General features: G+C 70.5%; 15 protein-coding genes. 7 read left to right on the forward strand and 8 right to left on the reverse strand.

The features are described 5' to 3' along the window. Positions 1 to 96 precede the first annotated feature (96 nt). The gene (locus tag AB0436_RS04020; RefSeq protein WP_366466064.1) at positions 97 to 1512 is read left to right on the forward strand and encodes an amino acid permease; all 1416 of its coding nucleotides are present in this window, start codon (positions 97 to 99) and stop codon (positions 1510 to 1512) included. 93 nt (positions 1513 to 1605) lie between these two features. Here the strand turns inward: AB0436_RS04020 and AB0436_RS04025 are convergent, their stop codons facing one another. Then, positions 1606 to 2244 carry a DsbA family protein gene (locus AB0436_RS04025; protein WP_366466065.1) on the reverse strand — a complete coding sequence of 213 codons (639 nt, stop codon included), beginning with the start codon at positions 2242 to 2244 and terminating at the stop codon, positions 1606 to 1608. A 131-nt stretch (positions 2245 to 2375) separates the two neighbouring features. On the opposite strand from AB0436_RS04025, the gene pepN (AB0436_RS04030) reads away from it, so the two are divergent. Beyond that, on the forward strand, positions 2376 to 4961 hold the full coding sequence (pepN, locus tag AB0436_RS04030) for an aminopeptidase N (protein ID WP_366466066.1): 2586 nt from the start codon (positions 2376 to 2378) through the stop codon (positions 4959 to 4961). A gap of 153 nt (positions 4962 to 5114) precedes the next feature. Beyond that, positions 5115 to 6209, forward strand: coding sequence for a hypothetical protein (locus tag AB0436_RS04035; protein ID WP_366466067.1), 1095 nt, complete (start codon positions 5115 to 5117; stop codon positions 6207 to 6209). A gap of 61 nt (positions 6210 to 6270) precedes the next feature. On the opposite strand, the gene AB0436_RS04040 is transcribed toward AB0436_RS04035, so the two are convergent. Further along, the gene (locus tag AB0436_RS04040; RefSeq protein ID WP_366466068.1) at positions 6271 to 6729 is read right to left on the reverse strand and encodes an NUDIX hydrolase; all 459 of its coding nucleotides are present in this window, start codon (positions 6727 to 6729) and stop codon (positions 6271 to 6273) included. A gap of 204 nt (positions 6730 to 6933) precedes the next feature. Between AB0436_RS04040 and AB0436_RS04045 the strand changes: the two genes are divergently transcribed. The 3 genes from AB0436_RS04045 (at position 6934) to pepN (AB0436_RS04055) (ending at position 14178) form a co-directional block, all read left to right on the forward strand. After that, positions 6934 to 10269 carry a S8 family serine peptidase gene (locus AB0436_RS04045; protein ID WP_366466069.1) on the forward strand — a complete coding sequence of 1112 codons (3336 nt, stop codon included), beginning with the start codon at positions 6934 to 6936 and terminating at the stop codon, positions 10267 to 10269. Between the two features lie 201 nt (positions 10270 to 10470). After that, positions 10471 to 11499 (forward strand): aspartate-semialdehyde dehydrogenase, encoded by a 1029-nt coding sequence (locus AB0436_RS04050; protein ID WP_366466070.1) that lies wholly within the window; start codon positions 10471 to 10473, stop codon positions 11497 to 11499. Between the two features lie 87 nt (positions 11500 to 11586). Beyond that, positions 11587 to 14178, forward strand: coding sequence for an aminopeptidase N (pepN, locus tag AB0436_RS04055; protein ID WP_366466071.1), 2592 nt, complete (start codon positions 11587 to 11589; stop codon positions 14176 to 14178). A gap of 99 nt (positions 14179 to 14277) precedes the next feature. Here pepN (AB0436_RS04055) and alc read toward each other — a convergent pair whose 3' ends face one another. The 6 genes from alc to AB0436_RS04085 form a co-directional block, all read right to left on the reverse strand. After that, positions 14278 to 15411 (reverse strand): allantoicase, encoded by a 1134-nt coding sequence (alc, locus tag AB0436_RS04060; protein WP_366466072.1) that lies wholly within the window; start codon positions 15409 to 15411, stop codon positions 14278 to 14280. Between the two features lie 67 nt (positions 15412 to 15478). Further along, positions 15479 to 16399, reverse strand: a complete 921-nt coding sequence (locus AB0436_RS04065) for a LysR family transcriptional regulator (protein WP_366466073.1) — start codon at positions 16397 to 16399, stop codon at positions 15479 to 15481. Positions 16400 to 16510: 111 nt separating this feature from the next. Continuing rightward, positions 16511 to 16741: a hypothetical protein gene (locus tag AB0436_RS04070; RefSeq protein ID WP_365850289.1), complete on the reverse strand. Its 231-nt coding sequence runs from the start codon at positions 16739 to 16741 to the stop codon at positions 16511 to 16513. Next, positions 16705 to 18807 (reverse strand): 4-alpha-glucanotransferase, encoded by a 2103-nt coding sequence (malQ, locus tag AB0436_RS04075; protein ID WP_366466075.1) that lies wholly within the window; start codon positions 18805 to 18807, stop codon positions 16705 to 16707. The genes AB0436_RS04070 and malQ overlap by 37 nt, the downstream gene beginning before the upstream one ends. A gap of 53 nt (positions 18808 to 18860) precedes the next feature. Beyond that, positions 18861 to 19088: a hypothetical protein gene (locus AB0436_RS04080; RefSeq protein ID WP_366466076.1), complete on the reverse strand. Its 228-nt coding sequence runs from the start codon at positions 19086 to 19088 to the stop codon at positions 18861 to 18863. 244 nt (positions 19089 to 19332) lie between these two features. Continuing rightward, complete coding sequence (locus AB0436_RS04085; protein WP_366466077.1) at positions 19333 to 19869, reverse strand: HNH endonuclease; 537 nt, start codon at positions 19867 to 19869, stop codon at positions 19333 to 19335. Positions 19870 to 20105: 236 nt separating this feature from the next. On the opposite strand from AB0436_RS04085, the gene AB0436_RS04090 reads away from it, so the two are divergent. Further along, entirely contained in the window at positions 20106 to 21179 is a 1074-nt protein-coding gene (locus AB0436_RS04090; protein ID WP_366466078.1) for a mechanosensitive ion channel family protein, read from the forward strand. The last annotated feature ends 74 nt before the right edge of the window (positions 21180 to 21253 follow it).

A 21253-nucleotide genomic window follows, 5' to 3' on the forward strand; every position in this document is an offset into this window, starting at 1 on the left:
GTACAGGGGCCGCGGTCAGCATTGCGCATCTGATATCCGCCCGGACAGACTGTGGGCTTCCCCCAAACGTCACGAGCATCGCGAGCGTCGAGCACCATGTCCGATACACCCCCCGCAGGACTCCCCGCTGAGCTCCCCGCCGAGCCCCTCTCCCACGGGCTGAAGCAACGCCACTTGACCATGCTGGGGCTGGGCGGGGTGATCGGGGCCGGACTCTTCGTCGGCTCGGGCGCCGGGATCGCGGTCGCCGGCCCCGGCATCATCGTGTCGTATCTGATCGCGGGCGCGCTCGCGATGCTGGTGATGCGGATGCTCGGTGAGATGTCGTCGGCGCTGCCCGCGTCCGGTTCGTTCTCGGTGCACGCCGAGCGGGCGCTCGGACGGTGGGCCGGGTTCACCGTGGGGTGGCTGTACTGGTTCCTGCTGGTGGTCGTGCTGGCGGTGGAGGCGACGGCCGCGGCGCAGATCGCCCATGGCTGGGTGCCCGGCATCGCGCAGTGGACCTGGGTGCTGGTCTTCATGGTGGTCTTCACCGGCGCCAACCTGGCAGCGGTGCGGAACTTCGGTGAATTCGAGTTCTGGTTCGCCACGTTGAAGGTCGGCGCGATCGTCCTCTTCCTGGTGCTCGGGCTGCTCGCGGTCTTCGGGGTGCTCCCGGACACCGATCCCGTCGGTCTCTCCCACCTCACCGGTGACGGCGGTTTCCTGCCGAGCGGCTGGCACGGCGTCATATCCGGCGTGCTCACGGTGGTCTTCGCCTTCGGCGGTCTGGAGGTGGTGACGATCGCGGCCGCCGAGACCGACGACCCGGCGCGTGCCGTCGGCCGCGCGGTGCGCAGCGCGATGTTCCGCATCCTCTTCTTCTACGTCGGGTCGATGCTGGTCATCGTGACCGTGCTGCCCTGGACCGCGCAGCAGGCGGGGCTCTCGCCGTACGTCACGGTGCTCGACGCGATCGGCGTGCCGTCGGCGGGGACCATCATGAACATCGTCGTCTTCGTGGCGATGCTGTCCGCACTGAACGCGAATCTGTACGGATCATCCCGGATGATCTTCTCGCTCGCCGAACGTCGGGAGGCGCCGCGCGGTCTGCTCAAGCTCACCCGCAGTGTGCCGCGCCGGGCGGTGCTCGCGTCCGTCCTCTTCGGCTTCATCTCCGTACTGCTCAATCTCGAGTGGCCGGACACCGTCTTCCTCTACATGCTCAATGCGGTCGGCGCGGTGCTGCTGTTCGTCTGGGCGCTCATCGCGGCTTCGCAGCTGCGGCTGCGCCGGAAGATCGAACGGGACACGCCGGAGCTGCTGCAGCTGCGGATGTGGGCGTTCCCCTGGCTGACGTGGGCCACCCTGGCCGGGCTCGCGGCCGTCTTCGTCCTGATGCTGACCGACGACACGGCACGTCCGCAGCTGCTCTGGTCGCTCGGCGCGACGGCGGTGGTGCTGGTGGTCGCGGGCGTACGCGAGGTGCTCGGGCGGCGGACCGAGGGAGTGGCCGAGCGACCCGCCCCCTGAGGGAAAAAAGTCGGCCCCGCGAGGATGTGACTCGCGGGGGCCGACTGTCTGCGTACGGGTTGCCTGCGTACCGGGTGCGGGCGGGGGTGCGGGTCAGTCGAAGACGGGGCCCTGGGTGCGGGTGCGCTTGATCTCGTAGAAGCCGGGGATCGAGGCGACCATCAGTGTGCCGTCCCAGAGCTTGGCCGCCTCCTCGCCCTTGGGCGCGGGGGTGACCACCGGGCCGAAGAAGGCGATCTGTTCGCCGTCGGCACCGGGGACGGCGATGACCGGTGTACCGACCTCCTGGCCGACCTTGTCGATGCCCTCCTTGTGGGAGGCGCGCAGCTCGGCCTCGAACTCGAAGGGGTCCTGGTCGGCGTAGTCGAGCAGGTCGGCGGGCAGACCGACGTCGTCCAGCGCCGCGGCGATCGCCTCCCGGGTGGGGCCCTGGCCCTCATTGTGGAAGCGGGTACCGAGCGCGGTGTAGAGCTTGCCGACGATCTCGTCGCCGTGCTTCTGCTGCGCGGCGACGACGACCCGCACCGGGGCCCAGGCCTTGACCGTGAGCAGCTCGCGGTAGTCATCGGGCAGTTGGTCGAGCTTGTCCTCGTTGAGGACGCCCAGGCTCATCACGTGCCAGCGGACCTCGATGTCCCGGAGCTTCTCGACCTCGAGCACCCAGCGGGAGGTCATCCATGCCCACGGGCACAGCGGATCGAACCAGAAGTCGACGGGGGTCTTCTCTGACATGTCTCTCCTCGGAAGGGCTTCGGTCTCTGCCTCGGCAACGTCTCTCGGTGCTTCGGCCATTCCCGGATGCTGCCGCGGAGCGGCCCGTGGGAGGATTCGGACCACGGATCGTATACACGAAGGAGTGTCCCGTGCCCGGTGAGAACCTGTCCCGCGACGAAGCCCGGAGGCGGGCGGAGCTGCTCTCCGTCGACGGGTACGCCGTCGCCCTCGATCTCCGCTCGGCGATCGGGGACATCCCGGACGGCGAGCCGCGGACGTTCCGCTCGGTGACCACGATCCGGTTCCGGTCGCGGCAGGCGGGCGCGTCGGTCTTCGCCGATCTGGTGGCGCCCTCGGTGAACGCGGTGACGCTGAACGGGCGGGCGCTGGACCCGGCGGTGGTGTTCGACGGGGCCCGGATCGCCCTGGACGACCTCGCCGCCGAGAACGTGCTGATGGTGGATGCGCAGTGCGCGTACAGCAGGACCGGCGAGGGCATGCACCGCTTCGTCGACCCGGAGGACGGCGAGGTCTACCTCTACACGCAGTACGAGCCGGCCGACGCCCGCCGGGTCTTCGCCAACTTCGAGCAGCCGGACCTGAAGGCGCCCTACCTCTTCGAGGTGACCGCGCCGGAAGGCTGGACGGCGTGGAGCAACGGCGTCGGCGAACTCGTGGACGGGACGTGGAGCTTCGCGGAGACCGAGCCGATCCCGACGTACATCACCGCGGTCGCCGCCGGTCCGTACCACCGGGTGACGGACGTCTACCGGCGGACCTTCGCCGACGGTACGGAGCTGGAGATCCCGCTCGGCGCCCTCTGCCGCAAGGGGCTCGCCAAGCACTTCGACTCCGACGACGTCTTCCTGATCACCAAGCAGGGGCTCGACTTCTTCCACGACCACTTCGACTACCCGTACCCGTTCGGCAAGTACGACCAGGCGTTCGTTCCGGAGTACAACCTGGGGGGCATGGAGAACCCGGGCCTGGTGACCTTCCGCGAGGAGTACATCTACCGCGGGAAGGTCACGCAGGCGGCGTACGAGCGCCGGGCCACCGTCATCCTGCACGAGATGGCGCACATGTGGTTCGGCGATCTGGTGACCATGGTGTGGTGGGACGATCTGTGGCTGAAGGAGTCGTTCGCCGACTTCATGGGGTCCTTCTCGATGGTGAACGCCACCCGCTTCACCGACGGCTGGGTCACCTTCGCCAACAACCGCAAGTCCTGGGCGTACCGCGCCGATCAGCTGCCGTCCACCCACCCGATCACGGCCGACATCCGTGACCTGGAGGACGCCAAGCTCAACTTCGACGGGATCACCTACGCCAAGGGTGCCTCGGTGCTGAAGCAGCTCGCCGCATATGTCGGACAGGAGGCCTTCCTGGAGGGCGCCCGCCGCTACTTCAAGCGGCACGCGTACGGGAACACCCGGCTCGGCGATCTGCTGTCGGTGCTCGAGGAGACCAGCGGCCGGGAGCTGGGGTCCTGGGCCCGGTCCTGGCTGCAGACGGCCGGGGTCAACTCGCTGACTCCTGCGGTCATCTACGACGCCGGCGGCCGGATCACCGAGCTCGCCGTCCTGCAGGACGCCGCCGAGAGCCATCCGGGACTGCGCCCGCACCGGGTCGCCGTCGGCCTCTATCGGCACGAGTCGGGCGCGCTGGTGCGCTATGCGCGCGCCGAGCTCGACGTGTCGGGGCCGCGCACCGTCGTCGGTGAGCTGACCGGCGCCGACCGGCCCGATCTGGTGCTGGTCAATGACGACGACCTGACCTACTGCAAGGTCCGCTTCGACACGGGATCGCTGGACACCCTGCGGGCGCACCTCGGCGACATCACCGATCCGCTGGCCCGCGCGCTGTGCTGGTCCGCGCTGTGGAACCTGACCCGGGACGCGCTGATGCCGGCCCGGGACTTCATCACGCTGGTGCTGCGGTTCGCCGGGCGCGAGAGCGACATCGGCGTGCTGCAGATGCTGCACGCCTGGACGCGGAGCGCGCTCATCCACTACACGGCGCCCGACTGGCGCGAGGAGGGCGGCCGGCTGATCGCTGCGGGCGCGCTGAAGGAGCTGCGGGCGGCCGAGCCCGGCGGCCAGCACCAGCTGGCCTGGGCGCGGTTCTTCGCGGACACGGCGGCCACCGACTCCGATTTCCAGCTGCTCGAGGGGCTACTGGACGGCACGGCGCAGATCGACGGGCTCGAGGTGGACCAGGAGCTGCGCTGGTCGCTGCTCTCGCCGCTCGCCGCGCACGGCGTCGCGGACGACAAGGTGATCGACGCCGAGCTGGCTCGGGACGACACCGCCTCCGGCAAACGGCACCAGGTGCGCTGCCTGGCCGCGCGGCCGACGGCTGAGGTCAAGGCCCAGGCATGGGCGGCGCTCGTCGAGTCCGACACGCTCTCGAACGCGCTGGTGGAGACCACCATCGCCGGGTTCGGGCAGCCCTCGCAGCGTGAGTTGACCGCGCCGTTCACGCCGCATTACTTCGAGGCGCTCGAGCGGGTCTGGTCGTCGCGTTCGATTCAGATCGCGGTGCTGGTGGTGCGGGGCCTCTTCCCGGGGCTGCAGGACGACCGGGCCACGCTGGACGCGACCGACGGCTGGCTGGAGGGGCACCCGGACGCGGCGCCCGCGCTGCGGCGGCTGGTACTGGAGGCCCGGGACGACCTGGCACGCTCGCTGCGCGGTCAGGCGTGTGACGCGGCTGCCGGCCCGGCGGCTTCCTAGGCCGTGCGCCATCCGGGGGTCGTCGCCTGGGCCATCCGGGCGACGGCCTGATCGGCAGTCGAACGTCCGTACTTTAGAGCGGTGTTGTCCGGTTTTGTCGACGGTCCTGTAACACCGGTTAGCCGGCGGCCGCGGCGCGGGAACCTGCGGGGCATGGATCGCAATTCCCCCCTCTGCGGCGGCGAGACCTCGTCCTCGATCTCCCCCCGCCCCCTCAGCCACCTGTCCGTCCAGCACCGGGTGCTCTCCGCCGCCCAACTGCGTGAACACGGGGTGACCGCTGCCTGCACCAGCGACCGGTGCCGTCCCGGAGGCCCCTGGCAGCAACTGCTGCCAGGGGTCTTCGTGCTGCACCCGGGGCCACTCACCGGCGAGGAGCGGCTGCATGCCGCTCTGCTCTACGCCGGGCGGCCCCCCGCGGAACGCACCGTCCGGGTGCCGGTCCAGCCCGGGCCCACCTCGGCCGAGAAGGCGGCGGCCGACAACGCAGCAGCCGGGAACGCGGCGGCCGCCCCGTCCGCGTACGGCAGTGCCATGGTCACCGGCCTCGCCGCGCTCGCGCTGCACGGCTTCTCGGCCGCTCCCCCGCTGATCGCGGTCGACCGGATCGATGTGCTGGTGGAGCGCACCCGCCGGCTCCGCTCCACGGGCTGTGCCCGGCTGATCCGTACCCGGGCGCTGCCACGGCCGCAGCAGGTCGCCGATGTGCCGGTGGCACCGGTGGCTCGCGCACTGGCCGACGCGGTCGCGAACCTCTCGGACCCGGATGTGGTACGCCGGCTGCTCACCGAGGCGGTACGCGGCGGGCACTGCGAACCGGCCGCAGTGGTAAAGGAGTTGACCGGTTCACAGCTGCTCACCCTGCCGCACGTGGCGGACGCGGTGGACGCGCTGGTGGCGGAGGGCCGGGCCATCGCCGAGGACCGGCTCTACGCGATGGTGCGGAGCCATGCGCTGCCCGATCCCCTGTGGAACGTGGACCTGCGGCTGCCGGGCGGCCCGCAGTTGGGCGGCGTCGACGCGTACTGGCCGGAGGAGGCTGTGGCGGTGGAACTGGAGACCTCGTCCGCGACACCGTATGCCCGCAAGCGCGAACACCTGGAAAGGCTGGGCGTCACGGTCGTGCACATCCCGCCGAGGAAGCTGCGCGCCGCACCGGCGGACCAGGCCGTGGTGGTGCGCACCGCGCTGATGGCCGCGGCCGACCGGGAGCCCGCCGCCTATCTGGTGGTGCTGCCGCGAGGGTGACGCCACTTCGGGGCTGTTGACGGTACGCGGTACGGTCACCGGGGCGCGCGGTACGCGGCGTTCACCGCACGGGGTGGTCGGCCCGCCCCAGCGGTGGCCGCTCCCGCCACAGGCCGAGGCCGACGTCGACGAGTTCGACCCGGTTCAGGGCGTCGACCGCGTGCAGCGGATGCCAGGCGGCCAGGTCGGTGGAGCCGTTGGTCTCGGGCCGCAGTTCGCCGCCGGTGATCCGGCCCTCGTACACGATGCGCAGCCCGTGGAAGTCCGCGAACATGCCGAGCTTGCGCGGGTAGACACGGTTGATCGAGTCGAGGCCGAGCAGCCGGACCGGTTCGCACCGATAGCCGGTCTCCTCGTCGACCTCGCGGACGACCGTGTCGAGCGGGTCCTCGCCGTGGTCCATCCCGCCGCCGGGCAGCGTCCAGCGTTTGGCTCCGTCACGCGCCACCCAGCGGGCCAGCAGGACCTGTTCGTCGCGTACGCAGATGGCATACGCGGCCACCCTGAGCTCCTTGTTCATTCAGTGAGGTTACGACCTGGCCGACGACGGGCGGCCGGACTCGGGCCGGTGTCACCTTTCATCCCGCTGTGTCCGCCGTGGCGTATGGCGGAAGTCCGCCATGAACTCATCACGTCAAGGCCATCTCTCCCCAAAGACCGGTCCTTTACGTAAAGATTACCGGTCATCAGGCACCGAATTCCGGACCCTCTTTGACATCCAGGGATGCAGATGACCCTCGAATTCCCCCGTTCCATACCCCGCCCCGTGTCACGGGCGAGACGCACCGCCCGTATCGCGGCAGCGGCCGGCGTGGTGCTCGCGCTGGCCGCCTCCGGGGTGGCTCCCGCGCTCGCCGCGGCCGGTCCGGACGATCCCGCACCGGGCGGCGTGAAATCCGCCAAGTCCCCTGCGGACAAGCTCGGCGCGTCCGACGCGCAGCTGCTCGACCGGGCCGAGGCGAAGGGCGCCAAGACCGTCACGGTCATGGTCGCCACCGCGCCCGGCTCCACCGAGCAGGTGCGCAAGCAGTTCGGCGCGGTGTCCGGCGCCGTCGTCGGCAAGACCGACGACAAGCTCGGCTATGTGCGGGCCACGCTGCCCACCCCCGGGGCGGGTTCGGCGATCAAGGCCGCCGAGAAGCTCTCCTCGGTCCACGGCATCGACCTCAAGCAGGAGATCAAGCTCGACGACCCGACGCCCGCCGCCGACACGGTGAAGAGCGCCAGGACGCAAGCGTCCTCGGGCTCCTACGGCGCACCGGGGAAGAACACCCCGGCGAAGAACCCGTACAACCCGTCGTTCGAGACGGGCGCGGTGGACTTCGTGAAGCAGCACCCGAAGTCGGACGGCCGGGGGGTGACGATCGGCATCCTCGACGCCGGTGTCGACCTGAGCCATCCCGCGCTGCGGAAGACCTCCACCGGTGAGCGGAAGATCGTCGACTGGGTGACGTCCACCGACCCGGTTTCGGACGGCGACGGCACCTGGCTGCGGATGAACACCGCGGTGACCGGTCCGTCCTTCACCGCGGGCGGGCGCACGTGGAAGGCCCCGGCCGGTTCCTACCGGCTGCAGACCTTCGCCGAGAAGGTCACCACGGGTGGTGACGAGGCGGGCGACCTCAACCGGGACGGCGACACCACCGATGTCTGGGGCGTGCTGTACGACCCGGTCGCCGGAACCGTGCGGGTGGACCTGAACGACAACGGCGACTTCACCGACGACGCCGCGATGAAGCCGTACAAGGACAAGTTCCAGATCGGCTACTTCGGTAAGGACGACCCGCGGACGCAGGTCGCCGAGCGCGTCCCCTTCGTCGTCGAGATCCGCAAGAACGTCGTCTACGACGGCGCCGGCGACACCTCCGACTACGTCAACATCGGCGTCATCGAGAGCGAGCACGGCACCCATGTCGCGGGCATCACCGCGGCCAACGGCCTCTTCGGCGGCAAGATGAACGGCGCGGCGCCCGGCGCGAAGATCGTCTCGTCCCGAGCCTGTACCTGGAGCGGCGGCTGCACCAACGTCGCGCTCACCGAGGGCATGATGGACCTGGTCGTGAACCGCGGCGTGGACATCGTGAACATGTCGATCGGCGGTCTGCCGCCGCTCAACGACGGCAACAACGCCCGGGACGAGCTCTACAAGCGGCTCATCGACACCTACGGCGTTCAGCTGGTCATCTCGGCGGGCAACGACGGCCCCGGCGTCAACACCATCGGTGACCCGGGCCTCGCCGACCATGTCATCTCGGTCGGCGCGACCATCTCCAAGGAGACCTGGGCGTCGAACTACGGCTCCGCGGTGCGCAAGAAGTACGACATGCTGCCGTTCTCCTCGCGCGGCCCGCGTGAGGACGGCGGTTTCGCTCCGACGCTCTCCGCACCCGGCGCCGCCATCAACTCCACCCAGACCTGGCTGCCCGGCTCGCCGGTGAAGGAGGCGGGCTACTCGCTGCCCGCCGGCTACTCGATGCTGCAGGGCACATCGATGGCGTCGCCGCAGGCGGCAGGCGCCAGCGCGCTGCTCCTCTCGGCTGCGAAGCAGCAGCACATCGAGCTGCCGCCGGCCGATCTGCGTACCGCGCTGACCAGCACGGCCACCCACATCAAGGGAATCCCGGCGCATGCCGAGGGCGCGGGCCTGATCAACATCATCGGCGCCTGGAAGCTGATCGAGAAGGGTGCCAAGGGCCACCGGGCGCCGGCTCACGAGTACACCGTGAAGGCCCCGGTCGACACGGCGATCTCCTACGCGCTGAAGACGCCCGGCTTCGGCACCGGCATCTATGACCGCGAGGGCGGCCTGAAGACCGGCCAGAAGAAGACCTACCAGGTCACGGTCACCCGCACCACAGGGCCGGACAAGGCGTTGTCGCACCGGCTGTCCTTCAAGAACGACGACGGCACGTTCAAGATCGTCGGACCGAGCCGGGTGGACCTTCCGCTGGGCGAGCCGGTGACCGTGCAGGTGCAGGCGAAGGCCAGGACGGCCGGTACGCACAGTGCCATCCTCCAGGTGGACGACGCCCGCACGGTGGGTGTGGACCAGCAGATCCTGGCCACCGTGGTGGTCTCGACGCCGCTGGCGAAGCCTTCGTACACCTTCACGGACTCGGGTTCGGTGCAGCGTGACAGCACCAGGTCGTACTTCGTGACGGTGCCGGAGGGCGCGAAGGCGCTCGAGGTGGGGATGAGCGCGCTCCGCTCGGGCAGCCAGACCCGGTTCATCTCGATCCACCCCTACGGCGTGCCGGTCGACGACACGGGGACGCCGAGCTGTTACCCGAACTACGACAACCCGGCCAACACCTGCCGCCCCGATCTGCGTTCCTACGCGGACCCGGCGCCGGGCGTCTGGGAGATCGAGGTCGAGGCCCGCCGCACGTCGCCGTACCTCGACAACCCGTACAAGCTGAACGTCGCCCTGCTCGGCGCCGCCTTCGACCCGGCCGTGCAGACCCTCCCCGAGGCCAAGGTCGGCACCCCGGCCCTGGTCGACTGGAAGGTCACCAATGGCTTCGCCGCCATCGACGGCAAGCTGAAGGGCGGCTCGCTCGGCTCCGCGCAGGACGCGACGCCGACCATCACTGCCGGTGAGAGCCGGACCACCACGGTCACCATCGGGGCGGGCGTCGAGCGTCTGGACGTGGCCATCGGCGGTACTTCGGACACCGGCGCGGACCTGGACCTGTACGTCTACAAGGGCGCCACCCAGGTCGGCTACTCCGCGGACGGCGACTCCGAGGAGTCGGTCAGCCTGACCAAGCCGGCCGCCGGTACGTACACCATCGAGGTCGACGCCTACGCGGTTCCATCGGGCTCGACGACCTACGACTACCGCGATGTGTACTTCGCGCCGTCGCTCGGCTCGGTCAAGGTGGACGAGAACACGGCCGTGAAGCTGGCCAACGGGGCCTCCGCCCAGGTCGGCGCCGAGATCGTCGCCGCCGGATCGGCCCCCGCGGGGCGCAGCTTCTTCGGCGAGGTGCAGCTGGTCACCACCGGCGGCACGGTCGCCGGGATCGGCAGTGTGCAGATCGCCGAGGTCACGCCGTGACCGTGTGACGCACCTTACGAAGAAGGTGTGAGAACCAGGCTGTGGGGCAGGCACCAGGACCGGTGCCTGCCCCACAGCGCGTTCGCTGTCCGTACCCCGGACAATGGATTGGACAAGGTGCCGTCGGACATACGCATCATGGTGTGACCACCAGGCCAGCAGTTACGCGCAGTAGGTGCGCACACGTACGGAGGAGTCAGCGTGAGGGTCGGAATCGTCGGAGCCACCGGTCAGGTCGGCACAGTCATGCGCAAGATCCTCGCCGACCGGAACTTCCCGGTCGACGAGCTGCGGCTGTTCGCCTCCGCCCGTTCCGCAGGCACCACGCTCGCCTGGCAGAGCAAGGGCATCACCGTCGAGGACGCGTCGACCGCGGACTACTCCGGTCTGGACATCGTGCTCTTCTCCGCCGGTGGCGCCACGTCCAAGGCGCTCGCCGAGAAGGTCGCCGCCCAGGGGCCCGTCGTGATCGACAACTCGTCCGCCTGGCGTCGTGACCCCGATGTCCCGCTGGTGGTCTCGGAGGTCAACCCGCACGCGATCGCGAACCGCCCCAAGGGAATCATCGCCAATCCGAACTGCACCACGATGGCCGCGATGCCCGTCCTGCGGCCGCTGCACGACGAGGCCGGTCTCGCCGCGCTGATCGTCGCCACCTACCAGGCCGTCTCCGGTTCAGGGCTGGCCGGCGTCGCCGAGCTGCACGGCCAGGCGTCGAAGGTGGTGGCCGACGCGGACAAGCTGACCCACGACGGCGCGGCGGTGGACTTCCCCGAGCCCGGTGTGTACAAGCGCCCGATCGCCTTCAACGTGCTTCCGCTGGCCGGTTCGATCGTCGACGACGGCTCGTTCGAGACCGACGAGGAGCAGAAGCTCCGCAACGAGTCCCGCAAGATCCTGGAGATCCCGGAACTCAAGGTCTCCGGCACCTGCGTCCGTGTTCCGGTCTTCTCCGGCCACTCCCTGCAGATCAACGCGCGGTTCACGCGTCCGATCACGGTCGAGCGGGCCCATGAGCTGCTGAAGGACGCACCGGGCGTGGAGCTCTCCGAGATCCCCACCCCGCTCCAGGCGGCCGGCCAGGACCCGTCGTACGTGGGGCGGATCCGCAACGACGAGACCGTCGAGAACGGTCTCGCCCTCTTCGTCTCCAACGACAATCTCCGCAAGGGCGCCGCGCTGAACGCCGTCCAGATCGCGGAGCTGGTGGCGGCCGAGCTCGCCGGCTGATCCGGGCGGCCCGGATATCCTCTGCTGTGCACGGGTGCGACGTGGAAGGATGACTCCCCAAACGTCGCATACCGAGGAGATTTCCTGGTGCCTGGCACGAATCTGACCCGCGAAGAGGCGCAGCAGCGGGCGCGCCTGCTCACCGTGGACGCGTACGAGATCGACCTCGACCTGAGCGGGGCCCAGGCGGGAGGCACTTACCGGTCGGTGACGACCGTGCGCTTCGACTCCGCCGAGGCCGGCGCCGAGACCTTCATCGACCTGATCGCGCCCACCGTGCACGAGGTGGTGCTCAACGGCGCCGCGCTGGACGCCGCCGGAGTCTTCAAGGACTCCCGGATCGCCCTGGCGGGGCTGCTCGCCGGGCCGAACGAACTGCGGGTCGTCGCCGACTGCGCGTACACCAACACCGGGGAAGGCCTGCACCGTTTCGTCGACCCGGTGGACGACCAGGCGTACCTCTACACCCAGTTCGAGGTTCCGGACGCCCGCCGGGTCTTCGCCAGCTTCGAGCAGCCCGACCTGAAGGCGACCTTCGCGTTCACCGTGAAGGCCCCCGAGGGCTGGACCGTCATCTCGAACTCGCCGCTGCAGGGTCCCGCGGATGCGACCCCCGATGACCAGGTCTGGCGCTTCGAGCCGACACCGCGGATCTCGACGTACATCACGGCGCTGATCGCCGGTCCGTACCACTCGGTGCACAGCAGTTACGAGAAGGACGGCAGGACGGTGCCGCTCGGGATCTACTGCCGGCCCTCGCTGGCCGAGTTCCTCGACGCGGAGGCGATCTTCGACGTCACCCGGCAGGGCTTCGACTGGTTCCAGGAGAAGTTCGACTACGACTACCCGTTCGCCAAGTACGACCAGCTCTTCGTACCGGAGTTCAACGCCGGGGCGATGGAGAACGCCGGGGCGGTGACCTTCCGCGACCAGTACGTCTTCCGGTCCAAGGTCACCGACGCCGCCTACGAGGCGCGCGCCGAGACGATCCTGCACGAGCTGGCGCACATGTGGTTCGGCGACCTCGTCACCATGGAGTGGTGGAACGACCTGTGGCTGAACGAGTCGTTCGCCACCTACACCTCGGTCGCCTGCCTGGCGCACGCGCCGAACTCGAAGTGGCCGGGCTCCTGGACGACGTTCGCCAACTCCGAGAAGACCTGGGCCTACCGCCAGGACCAGCTGCCGTCCACCCACCCGATCATGGCCGAGATCAACGATCTCGACGACGTCCTGGTCAACTTCGACGGCATCACCTACGCCAAGGGTGCGTCGGTGCTGAAGCAGCTGGTCGCCTATGTCGGCACGGACGAGTTCTTCCGGGGTGTGCAGGCGTACTTCAAGCGGCACGCCTTCGGCAACACCCGCCTTCCGGACCTGCTCGGCGCGCTGGAGGAGACCTCCGGGCGTGACCTCAAGGCCTGGTCGAAGGCGTGGCTGGAAACCGCCGGCATCAACATCCTGCGCCCGGAGATCGAGGTCGACGGCGCCGGCCATGTCACCTCCTTCGCCGTGACGCAGGAGGCCCCGGCCCTGCCGGCCGGCGCGAAGGGCGCGCCGACACTGCGCCCGCACCGCATCGCGATCGGCTGCTACGACCTGAACGAGGACGGCAAGCTGGTCCGCACCAGCCGGATCGAGCTGGACGTGGACGGCGAGCGGACCGAGGTGCCGTTCCCGGAGACCACCGCGCGTCCCGCGGTGGTCCTGCTGAACGACGACGACCTCTCGTACGCCAAGGTGCGTCTCGACGAGGAGTCGCTGCGGGTCGTCACCGAGCACCTGGGCGACTTCACCGAGTCGCTGCCGCGTGCCCTGTCCTGGGCCTCCGCCTGGGACATGACCCGGGACGGCGAGCTCGCCACCCGCGACTACCTGGCCCTGGTGCTGTCCGGCATCGCCAAGGAGTCGGACATCGGTGTCGTCCAGTCGCTGCACCGGCAGGTGAAGCTGGCGCTCGACCTGTACGCGGACCCGGCGTGGCGGGAGAGCGGTCTGACCCAGTGGACGGACGCGGCGCTGGCGCATCTGCGGTCCGCCGAGCCGGGCAGCGACCACCAGCTGGCGTGGGCCCGAGCCTTCGCGGCGACGGCGCGTACGCCGATCCAGCTCGACCTGCTGAACGGACTGCTCGAGGGTGAGCAGACCATCGAAGGTCTGGCCGTCGACACCGAGCTGCGCTGGGCGTTCGTACACCGGCTCGCCGCGGTCGGCCGTTTCGACACCGAGGAGATCACCAGCGAGCTGCAGCGCGATCCCACCTCGGCCGGTGAGCGGCACGCGGCGAGTGCCCGGGCCGCCCGGCCCACCGAGAGCGCGAAGGCGGAGGCCTGGGAGTCGGTCGTCGAGTCGGACAAGCTGCCCAACGCCGTGCAGGAAGCGGTCATCGGCGGTTTCCTGCAGACCGACCAGGCCGATCTGCTCGCCCCGTACACGGAGAAGTACTTCGCCACGGTGAAGGACGTCTGGGACTCCCGCAGCCACGAGATGGCCCAGCAGGTGGCGATCGGGCTCTATCCGGCTCTGCAGGTGTCGCAGGACACGCTGGACGCGACGGACGCCTGGCTGGCGTCGGCGGAGCCGAGCGCGGCGCTGCGGCGGCTGATGTCGGAGTCGCGGGCGGGTGTGGAGCGGGCGTTGCGGGCTCAGGCCGCGGACGCGGCGGCGGCGCGCCTGTAGTGATGGTGCGGCGGGTGGGGTGGCCCTGCGGGCCCCGCCCGCCCGCCGCTTGCACCGTGCGGGTCCGCTGCGGCGGGGCCTCGGGGCGGACAGCCCGGGTCAGGCGGTCAGTTCTTGGTAGCGGGTGCGCAGGGCTGCGGCGCCGGACTCGGTGAATGTGCCGTGCAGCCGCATGCGGGCGACGCCGCCGTCCGGGAAGGTGTCCAGGCGTACATGGGTGACGGTCGCCGTACTGGCGAGCTTGAAGCGGTGCAGCGTGTCGGGCTGCAGGGCGGTGCGCGGCAGGATCTCGAACCAGTCGCCGGTCTCGCCGTCGCGTCCGCTCAGCGCGATCCAGCCGGCCGCGTTGCCCTTCAGGTACGCCGTGTCGATCTCGACGGCGCGTACGGTGCCCTGCGCGGCGAGCCGGAAGCGGACCCAGTCGTTGGTGTCGCGGACCCGGCGGCGGCGGTTCTCCCAGCCGTCGTCCATCTTGCGGGAGGTGCCCGGCAGGATGATCTGGGTCGGTGACGAGTAGAACTTGTCCGAGGCGTCCTCGTAGGTGCCGCCGTTGAGTACGGAGACCAGGTCGACGGTGGAGAGCAGCTCCAGCCAGGCCGGGTCGGGGACGACCTCGCCGTGCACGCGCAGCCGGGCCACGCCTCCGTCGGGGTGCTGGCAGAGCCGGATGTGGGTGTAGCGGCGGCCGGTGGTGATCTCGAAGCCGTTGGCCGCGTGGCCGAGCACGGGGGTCGGCGGGACGATCTCCTCCCACTTCACGTCGCCGCCGAGCAGCTGCTCGGGGCTCGGCGACCCCTCGACCGAGGTGGCCTGGACCGAGACGCGCTGCGGGTAGTTGCCGCGGAAGTGCGCGGTGTCGACGATGATCCCGCGGATCACGCCGGGGGCTCCCAGCCGTATCAGCGCCCAGTCGTGCTCGTCGGGGGCGGGAAACGGCGCGTCCAGCGAACCGCGGCGGCGGCGGGTCTCCCAGCCGTCCATGATCTTGCCCTTGTGGCCGAAGCGCTCGGGGTCGAAGACGGCCCGCTCCCGGACCAGCAGGTTCTCCCGCTCGGCGAAGAACTCGTCATTGGCGGCGATGACACCCGCACCGATCCTGCGGTCGGCGAGGTCCACCAGTTCGGTGAAGGGGAAGTCCCCGGTGCGGTAGTCGGCGTACGGGTCGCCGCCGCCGTAGGGGGCTGCGTCGTTGGCGTGCGGGTCCTGGAAGTCCGGTGCGTCGGTGGAAGTCATAACTCGACTGTGCCTCGCCGGATCGATCGTGTCCATCGAAAGTTTTCGGACGATTCTTTCAGGTCTTCTAAACGTTTCCCTGGGGGCCGCGCGCTGCCGCCGCGTCGCGCAGCGCCGCGAGCACCCGGGCCACCGCCGGGCCGTCCTGTGCACCGCGGCGTACCGCAGCGATCACCTGACGCCGCGGCTGGTCGGCGCTCAGCACGCGGGTCACCACACCGGCGCGGCGCTCCGCGGCGGCCATCCTGGGAACCAGGGCGACGCCCATCCCCGCCTCCACCATGGCCAGGATCGCCGTCCAGCCCGCCGCGCTGTGCGCCTGCTCGGGGACGAAGCCGGCAGCTTCGCAGGCGACGGTGGTGATCTCCGACCAGGGGCCGCTCCCCCCGAAGATCCACGCCTCGGCGGAGAGATCGGCGAGCCGCAACCCCTCGGCGGCGGCCAGCCGATGCCCGGCAGGCAGTGCGACGTCGAGCGGGTCGGCCAGCAGGGACACCCGGGTGAAGCGCGGATCGCCCGCCGTCGGCGCATGGGCGGCGAGCGAGAGGGCCAGGTCGACATCGCCGCCGGAGAGCAGCTCGTACGCCTCGGCCGCCTCCGCCTCCCTGACCCGGACATCGACGCCCGGACTGGTCACCCGCAGCGCGGCCACGGCGGGCACCACCAGGGCCGGCACCGCGGTGGAGAAGGCCCCCACCCGGACCTCGCCGGCCTCGCCCTGGAGATAACCGGCCAGCTCGGCATCGGCGCGCTCCAGCTGAGCGAAGACCGCCTCCGCGTGGCGGAGCACGAGATGGGCCGCGTCGGTGAGCCTGACCCGCCTGCCGTGTGCCACCAGCAGCGGCACACCGAGCTGCTTCGAGAGGTTGGTGAGCTGCTGGGAGACGGCCGACGGGGTCATCAGCAGCGCCTCGGCGGTGGCCGTCACGGTCCCGCGCTCGCTCAGGGTGCGCAGGATCCGGAGCTTCTTGATGTCCCAGTCGGTCATGCCCGGCAACCTATCCCGCGTACAGAGGCGCTGCGGAGTCGCGTGGGCAACTCCGCAGCGCCTCGGAAAAGCACGTCGGACCTTGGTGCGGCCGGTACGCCGGCGGTGGTGCTAGGCCTTCTTGTGGGACTTGTCGAGCACCATCACCAGTCCGGCGATGATCGCGAACAGCGCCAGTGGGATGAGCACGTAGAGGCCGATCGTCTGGATCACGCTCAGGCCGGGACCGGGGTCGTCGCCGTTGTCGCGGGTCACCGCGAGCGCAGGGGACGACATGAGCAGCATCATCAGCGTCGTACCGGCTGCTACGGCGCCGGCGCGCAGGGCGTTCTTCTTGTCCACGGACCCAACGTAGCGAACGCCCGGGCGCGAGGCGCGCCCGGGGGTGTCCTACGCGCCGGGAACTCACTCATCAGCCGGTGCAGACGGGGGGATGCGGTCAGCTCCTCGAGAGTGACGGGGCGGCCCTGCGCATCGGCGATCGGCAGCCGCCAGTTCGGGTACTGGTCCCAGGTGCCGGGCAGATTCTGCGGCCTGCGGTCCCCCACCGCGTCCGGCAGCCAGACGCCGGTCATCAGCGCGGGGGTGCGGAGCAGGAAGCGGTAGACGGCGCGGACCTCGCCCTCCTCGCAGCCGGGGCCCTCCGGCAGCAGCCCGCTGCGGGAGAGCAGGCCGAGCCACTCCGAGATCTCCGCGCGGTCCTCGGCCTCCTCCTGCTGGAGCGGACGCGTGAGCAGGCCCAGGCGGTGCCGCAGCTCGACGTGTTCACCGGTCAGCCGGGCGGCGGTGGACGGCAGGTCGTGGGTGGTGACGGTCGCCACGCACCCCTCCCGCCATGTCTCGGGAGGCAGCGGCCGCCCCGTATCGCTCCAGTCGCGCTCGAACCAGAGCACGGAGGTGCCGAGTACGCCGGAGCGCGACAGGGCCTCCCGCACACCGGGCTCGACGGTGCCGAGGTCCTCGCCGATGACCGTGGCACCGGCCCGGTGCGCCTCCAGCACCAGGATGGCGAGCATGGCCTCGGCGTCGTAGCGGACGTAGGTGCCCTCGGTGGGGTCGCCGCCGTCCGGCACCCACCAGAGCCTGAAGAGACCCATCACATGGTCGATGCGCAACGCCCCGGCATTGCGCAGGATGCCGCGCAGCAGCCCCCGGAAGGGCGCATAACCCGAAGCGGCGAGGGCGTCGGGGCGCCAGGGCGGCAGGCCCCAGTCCTGCCCCCGGGCGTTGAAGGCGTCCGGCGGGGCGCCCACCGACATGCCGGCGGCGAAGGCGTCCTGCTGTGCCCAGGCGTCGGCGCCACCCGGGTGCACACCGACGGCCAGGTCGTGGACTACGCCGATCCCCATGCCCGCGTCGACGGCGGCGCGCTGCGCGGCGGCGAGCTGGGTGTCGGTCAGCCAGGCCAGCCACATGTGGAAGTCCACCCGGTCCTGCAGCTCCACGCGCGCCCGGGCCGTCTCGGCCGAGCGGGGGTCGCGCAGTCCGGGGGGCCAGCCGTGCCAGTCGGAGCCGTGCACTTCGGCCAGTGCGCACCAGGTGGCGTGGTCGTCGAGGGCCTGGCCCTGCGCGGCGAGGAAGTCCGCGTAGGCGGCGCGCCGCCCGGGGCCGAGCGGGATACGCGCCACCAGCTCCAGGGCTTCCTTCTTCAGCGCCCACACCGCGTCGCGGTCGATCAGGCCGCCGTCCCGCAGAACGGCGTCGCGCAGTGCTGCGGCCTGCTTCAGCCGGCCGTGGTCCTCGACGTACGCGTACTCGGGGACCGCCTCGACCCGCAGATGGACCGGGTCGGGAAAGCGGCGGGACGACGGCCGGTAGGGCGAGGGATCGGTGGGCGTGCCCAGCACCGCCGCGTGCAACGGGTTGACCTGGACGAACCCGGCGCCGAGCACCCGCCCCGACCAGGCGGCGAGGTCCGCGAGGTCGCCGAGGTCGCCCATCCCCCAGGAGCGGGCGGAGAGCAGCGAGTAGAGCTGGACCAGAAAGCCGTGCGTGCGCCCGGGTGGCTGCGGCACCCGCTCCGGCGCCACCACGAGGGTGGCCCGCCCGGTCCGCCCGTCGGGCGCTTCGGCGTGCAGCCGGTGCACCCCTAACGGCAGCTGGTGCCAGGCGTCGAGGGTCGCGCCCTGCTCGGTCTCGATGCGCAGCGCGGTCCCGTCCGGAAGGTCGCGCACCACCTGCGGCCGCACATCGCCCCGGGCCACCACGGTCTCCGGGAGCAGCCGGCTCCCCGCGGCCGCCGCCTGCCGGTCGAGCTCCTCGTGCACCGCCTCCGGTGTCGACGCGTCGACGCCGAGCGCCGCGAGCACGGCGATCACGGTGGCGTCGCGGACCGGGACGGTGACATCTGCGGAGGGCGCATACGAGGTGGCGACCCCGTGCAGCTCGGCGAGCCTGGCAAGACTCATGCGGACTCCCCGTTCGGGCTCGGGCTGCGGGCTGCGGGCTGCGGGCTGCGGCGTCAGATTCCGGCGGCTGTTCCGTATGCGGTCGGTTCGCTGGTCAGCGGTGTGCCATCGGCGAGCGGCGGCTCGCTGGTGAGCGGCGCGACATCGGCGAGCGGCGGCTCGCTCGTCAGAGGCAGTTCCATGGAGCTGGTGCTGGCATCGGGGTCGGTCATCAGATCGGGCAGGAGCTCGGGCACCCGTTTGGACAGGGCCGGGGGCAGAAGCTGGACTGAAGCGGCCACGGGGGCCTCCGTAAAGTCGGCTACAAGGTCGGACACAGCCCTACCCAGTAGGCGCGGCCCCATCCGTATACATTCAGCCAACGTGTCCCGGGTCACTTTTCGTTCCCTGCCGGGGTGGTCCACACCTCCTCTCCGCGGACAATTCAGACACACCGGCCCGACGCGTCGACACCTTCGCCACGGGGGTGCTGCGCTCACCACCCGAACAGCACAACGTGAGACGTGCCGCGGACGCCCCGGACCGTCAGGCGGAGATGCCGTCGATCCGGGCGAGGGCGTCGTCCGCGCCGAAGGGTTGCAGGTACGGCAGCCAGCGCGGGTCGCGGTGCCCGGTGCCGATGATGCGCCAGGCCAGTCCGCTCGGCGGGGCGGGCTGGTGGTGCAGTCGCCAGCCCAGTTCCAGCAGGTGCCGGTCGGCCTTGACGTGGTTGCAGCGGCGGCACGCGGCCACCACATTGTCCCAGCGGTGCTGTCCGCCGCGGCTGCGCGGAATGACATGGTCGACGCTGGTTGCGACGCCACCGCAGTACATGCAGCGCCCGCCGTCCCGCGCGAAGAGCGCGCGGCGGGTGAGGGGGACGGGCCCCCGGTAGGGGACTCGGACGAACCGCTTCAGTCGTACGACGCTGGGCGCGGGGACGATGCGGGTGGCACTGTGCATGAAGGCGCCGGACTCTTCCAGGGAGACTGCCTTGTTCTCCAGGACGAGGACGAGTGCGCGACGGAGCGGTACGACGCCGAGCGGCTCGTACGACGCGTTGAGGACCAGGACATGCGGCACGACGGATGCCTCCTTGTACGCCGGCGGCGCGTGGCTCGCGCCGGGACGATCTGCTCTCAGTCTCTACTCCTGCCTGGTCGAAGCGCTACCAACGTCAGGTAACGGGCTCGGAGTGTTTTCGCCCACACTTCGCTGCGTCGCAGGTGAGAGAGGTCTCGTTGGCGCCGAGGGGCGCGGGGAAGGACCGATGCGCCGTTAGTGTGGAACGTCCGCCCGTGCTTCTGGAGGTTCCTGTCGTGACTGCTGTGACCTGGTTCGCTGCGGCGGGCGACGGCGCCGGGGCCGGGTCGGCCGACAGCCTCGGCGGGGCACAGCGGTCGGCCGACAACGCCGCCGCCTGGGTGGAGCAGAACTGGGCCACCTGGTTGTCGGTCGGTCTGCGGATCGCACTGATCCTGGTCATCGCCGTGGTGTTGCGCTCCATCATCCGGCGCTCGCTCACCCGGCTGATAGACCGGATGAACCGCCATGCCACCGCCGTTCAGGGCACCGCGCTCGGCGGCCTGCTGGTGAACGCCGAGCGGCGTCGGCAGCGCTCCGAGGCGATCGGTTCGGTGCTGCGTTCGGTGGCGTCGTTCGTGATTCTCGGCACCGCCGCGCTGATGGTCCTCTCCACGCTGAAGATCGATCTCGCGCCCCTGCTCGCATCGGCGGGTGTCGCGGGTGTCGCGATCGGCTTCGGCGCCCGCAATCTGGTCACCGACTTCCTGTCCGGCGTCTTCATGATCATGGAGGACCAGTACGGGGTCGGGGACACCATCGACGCGGGCGTCGCCTCCGGCGAGGTCATCGAGGTCGGCCTGCGGGTGACCAAGCTGCGCGGCGACAAGGGCGAGATCTGGTACGTGCGCAACGGCGAGATCAAGCGGATCGGCAACCTCAGCCAGGGCTGGGCGACGGCCGCGGTGGACGTCCAGGTCAGGCCGACCGAGGACCTGGAGCGGCTGCGCGAGGTCATCGGCACGGTGGCCGAGGAGCTGGCGAAGTCCGAGCCGTGGAACGAGCGTCTCTGGGGCCCGGTCGAGGTGCTCGGGCTGGACTCGGTGCTGCTCGACTCGATGGTGCTGCGGGTCTCGGCCAAGACGATGCCGGGCAAGGCGCTGGGCGTGGAGCGGGAGCTGCGCTGGCGGCTCAAGCGAGCGCTGGACGAGGCGGGCATCCGTATCGTGGGCGGGCCGGTCGCGGTGGATACCGAGGAACCGCCGGTCGATGCTGCGGCGGCGGTGGCGGCGCCCTCGGCGCTGGCCAGCCCCACCTCTCCGCAGTCCATCGCGGCATCACCGATTCCCTCGCAGGATCTCTCGAAGTAACACCTGAAGTAACTCCACCAGGGCGTCTCCGGCACTCCGCCGGGGGCGCCCTGTGTGCTGTTCGGGTAACGCTT

This window comes from Streptomyces sp. NPDC051322 (assembly GCF_040689485.1).
Lineage (GTDB): Bacteria > Actinomycetota > Actinomycetes > Streptomycetales > Streptomycetaceae > Streptomyces.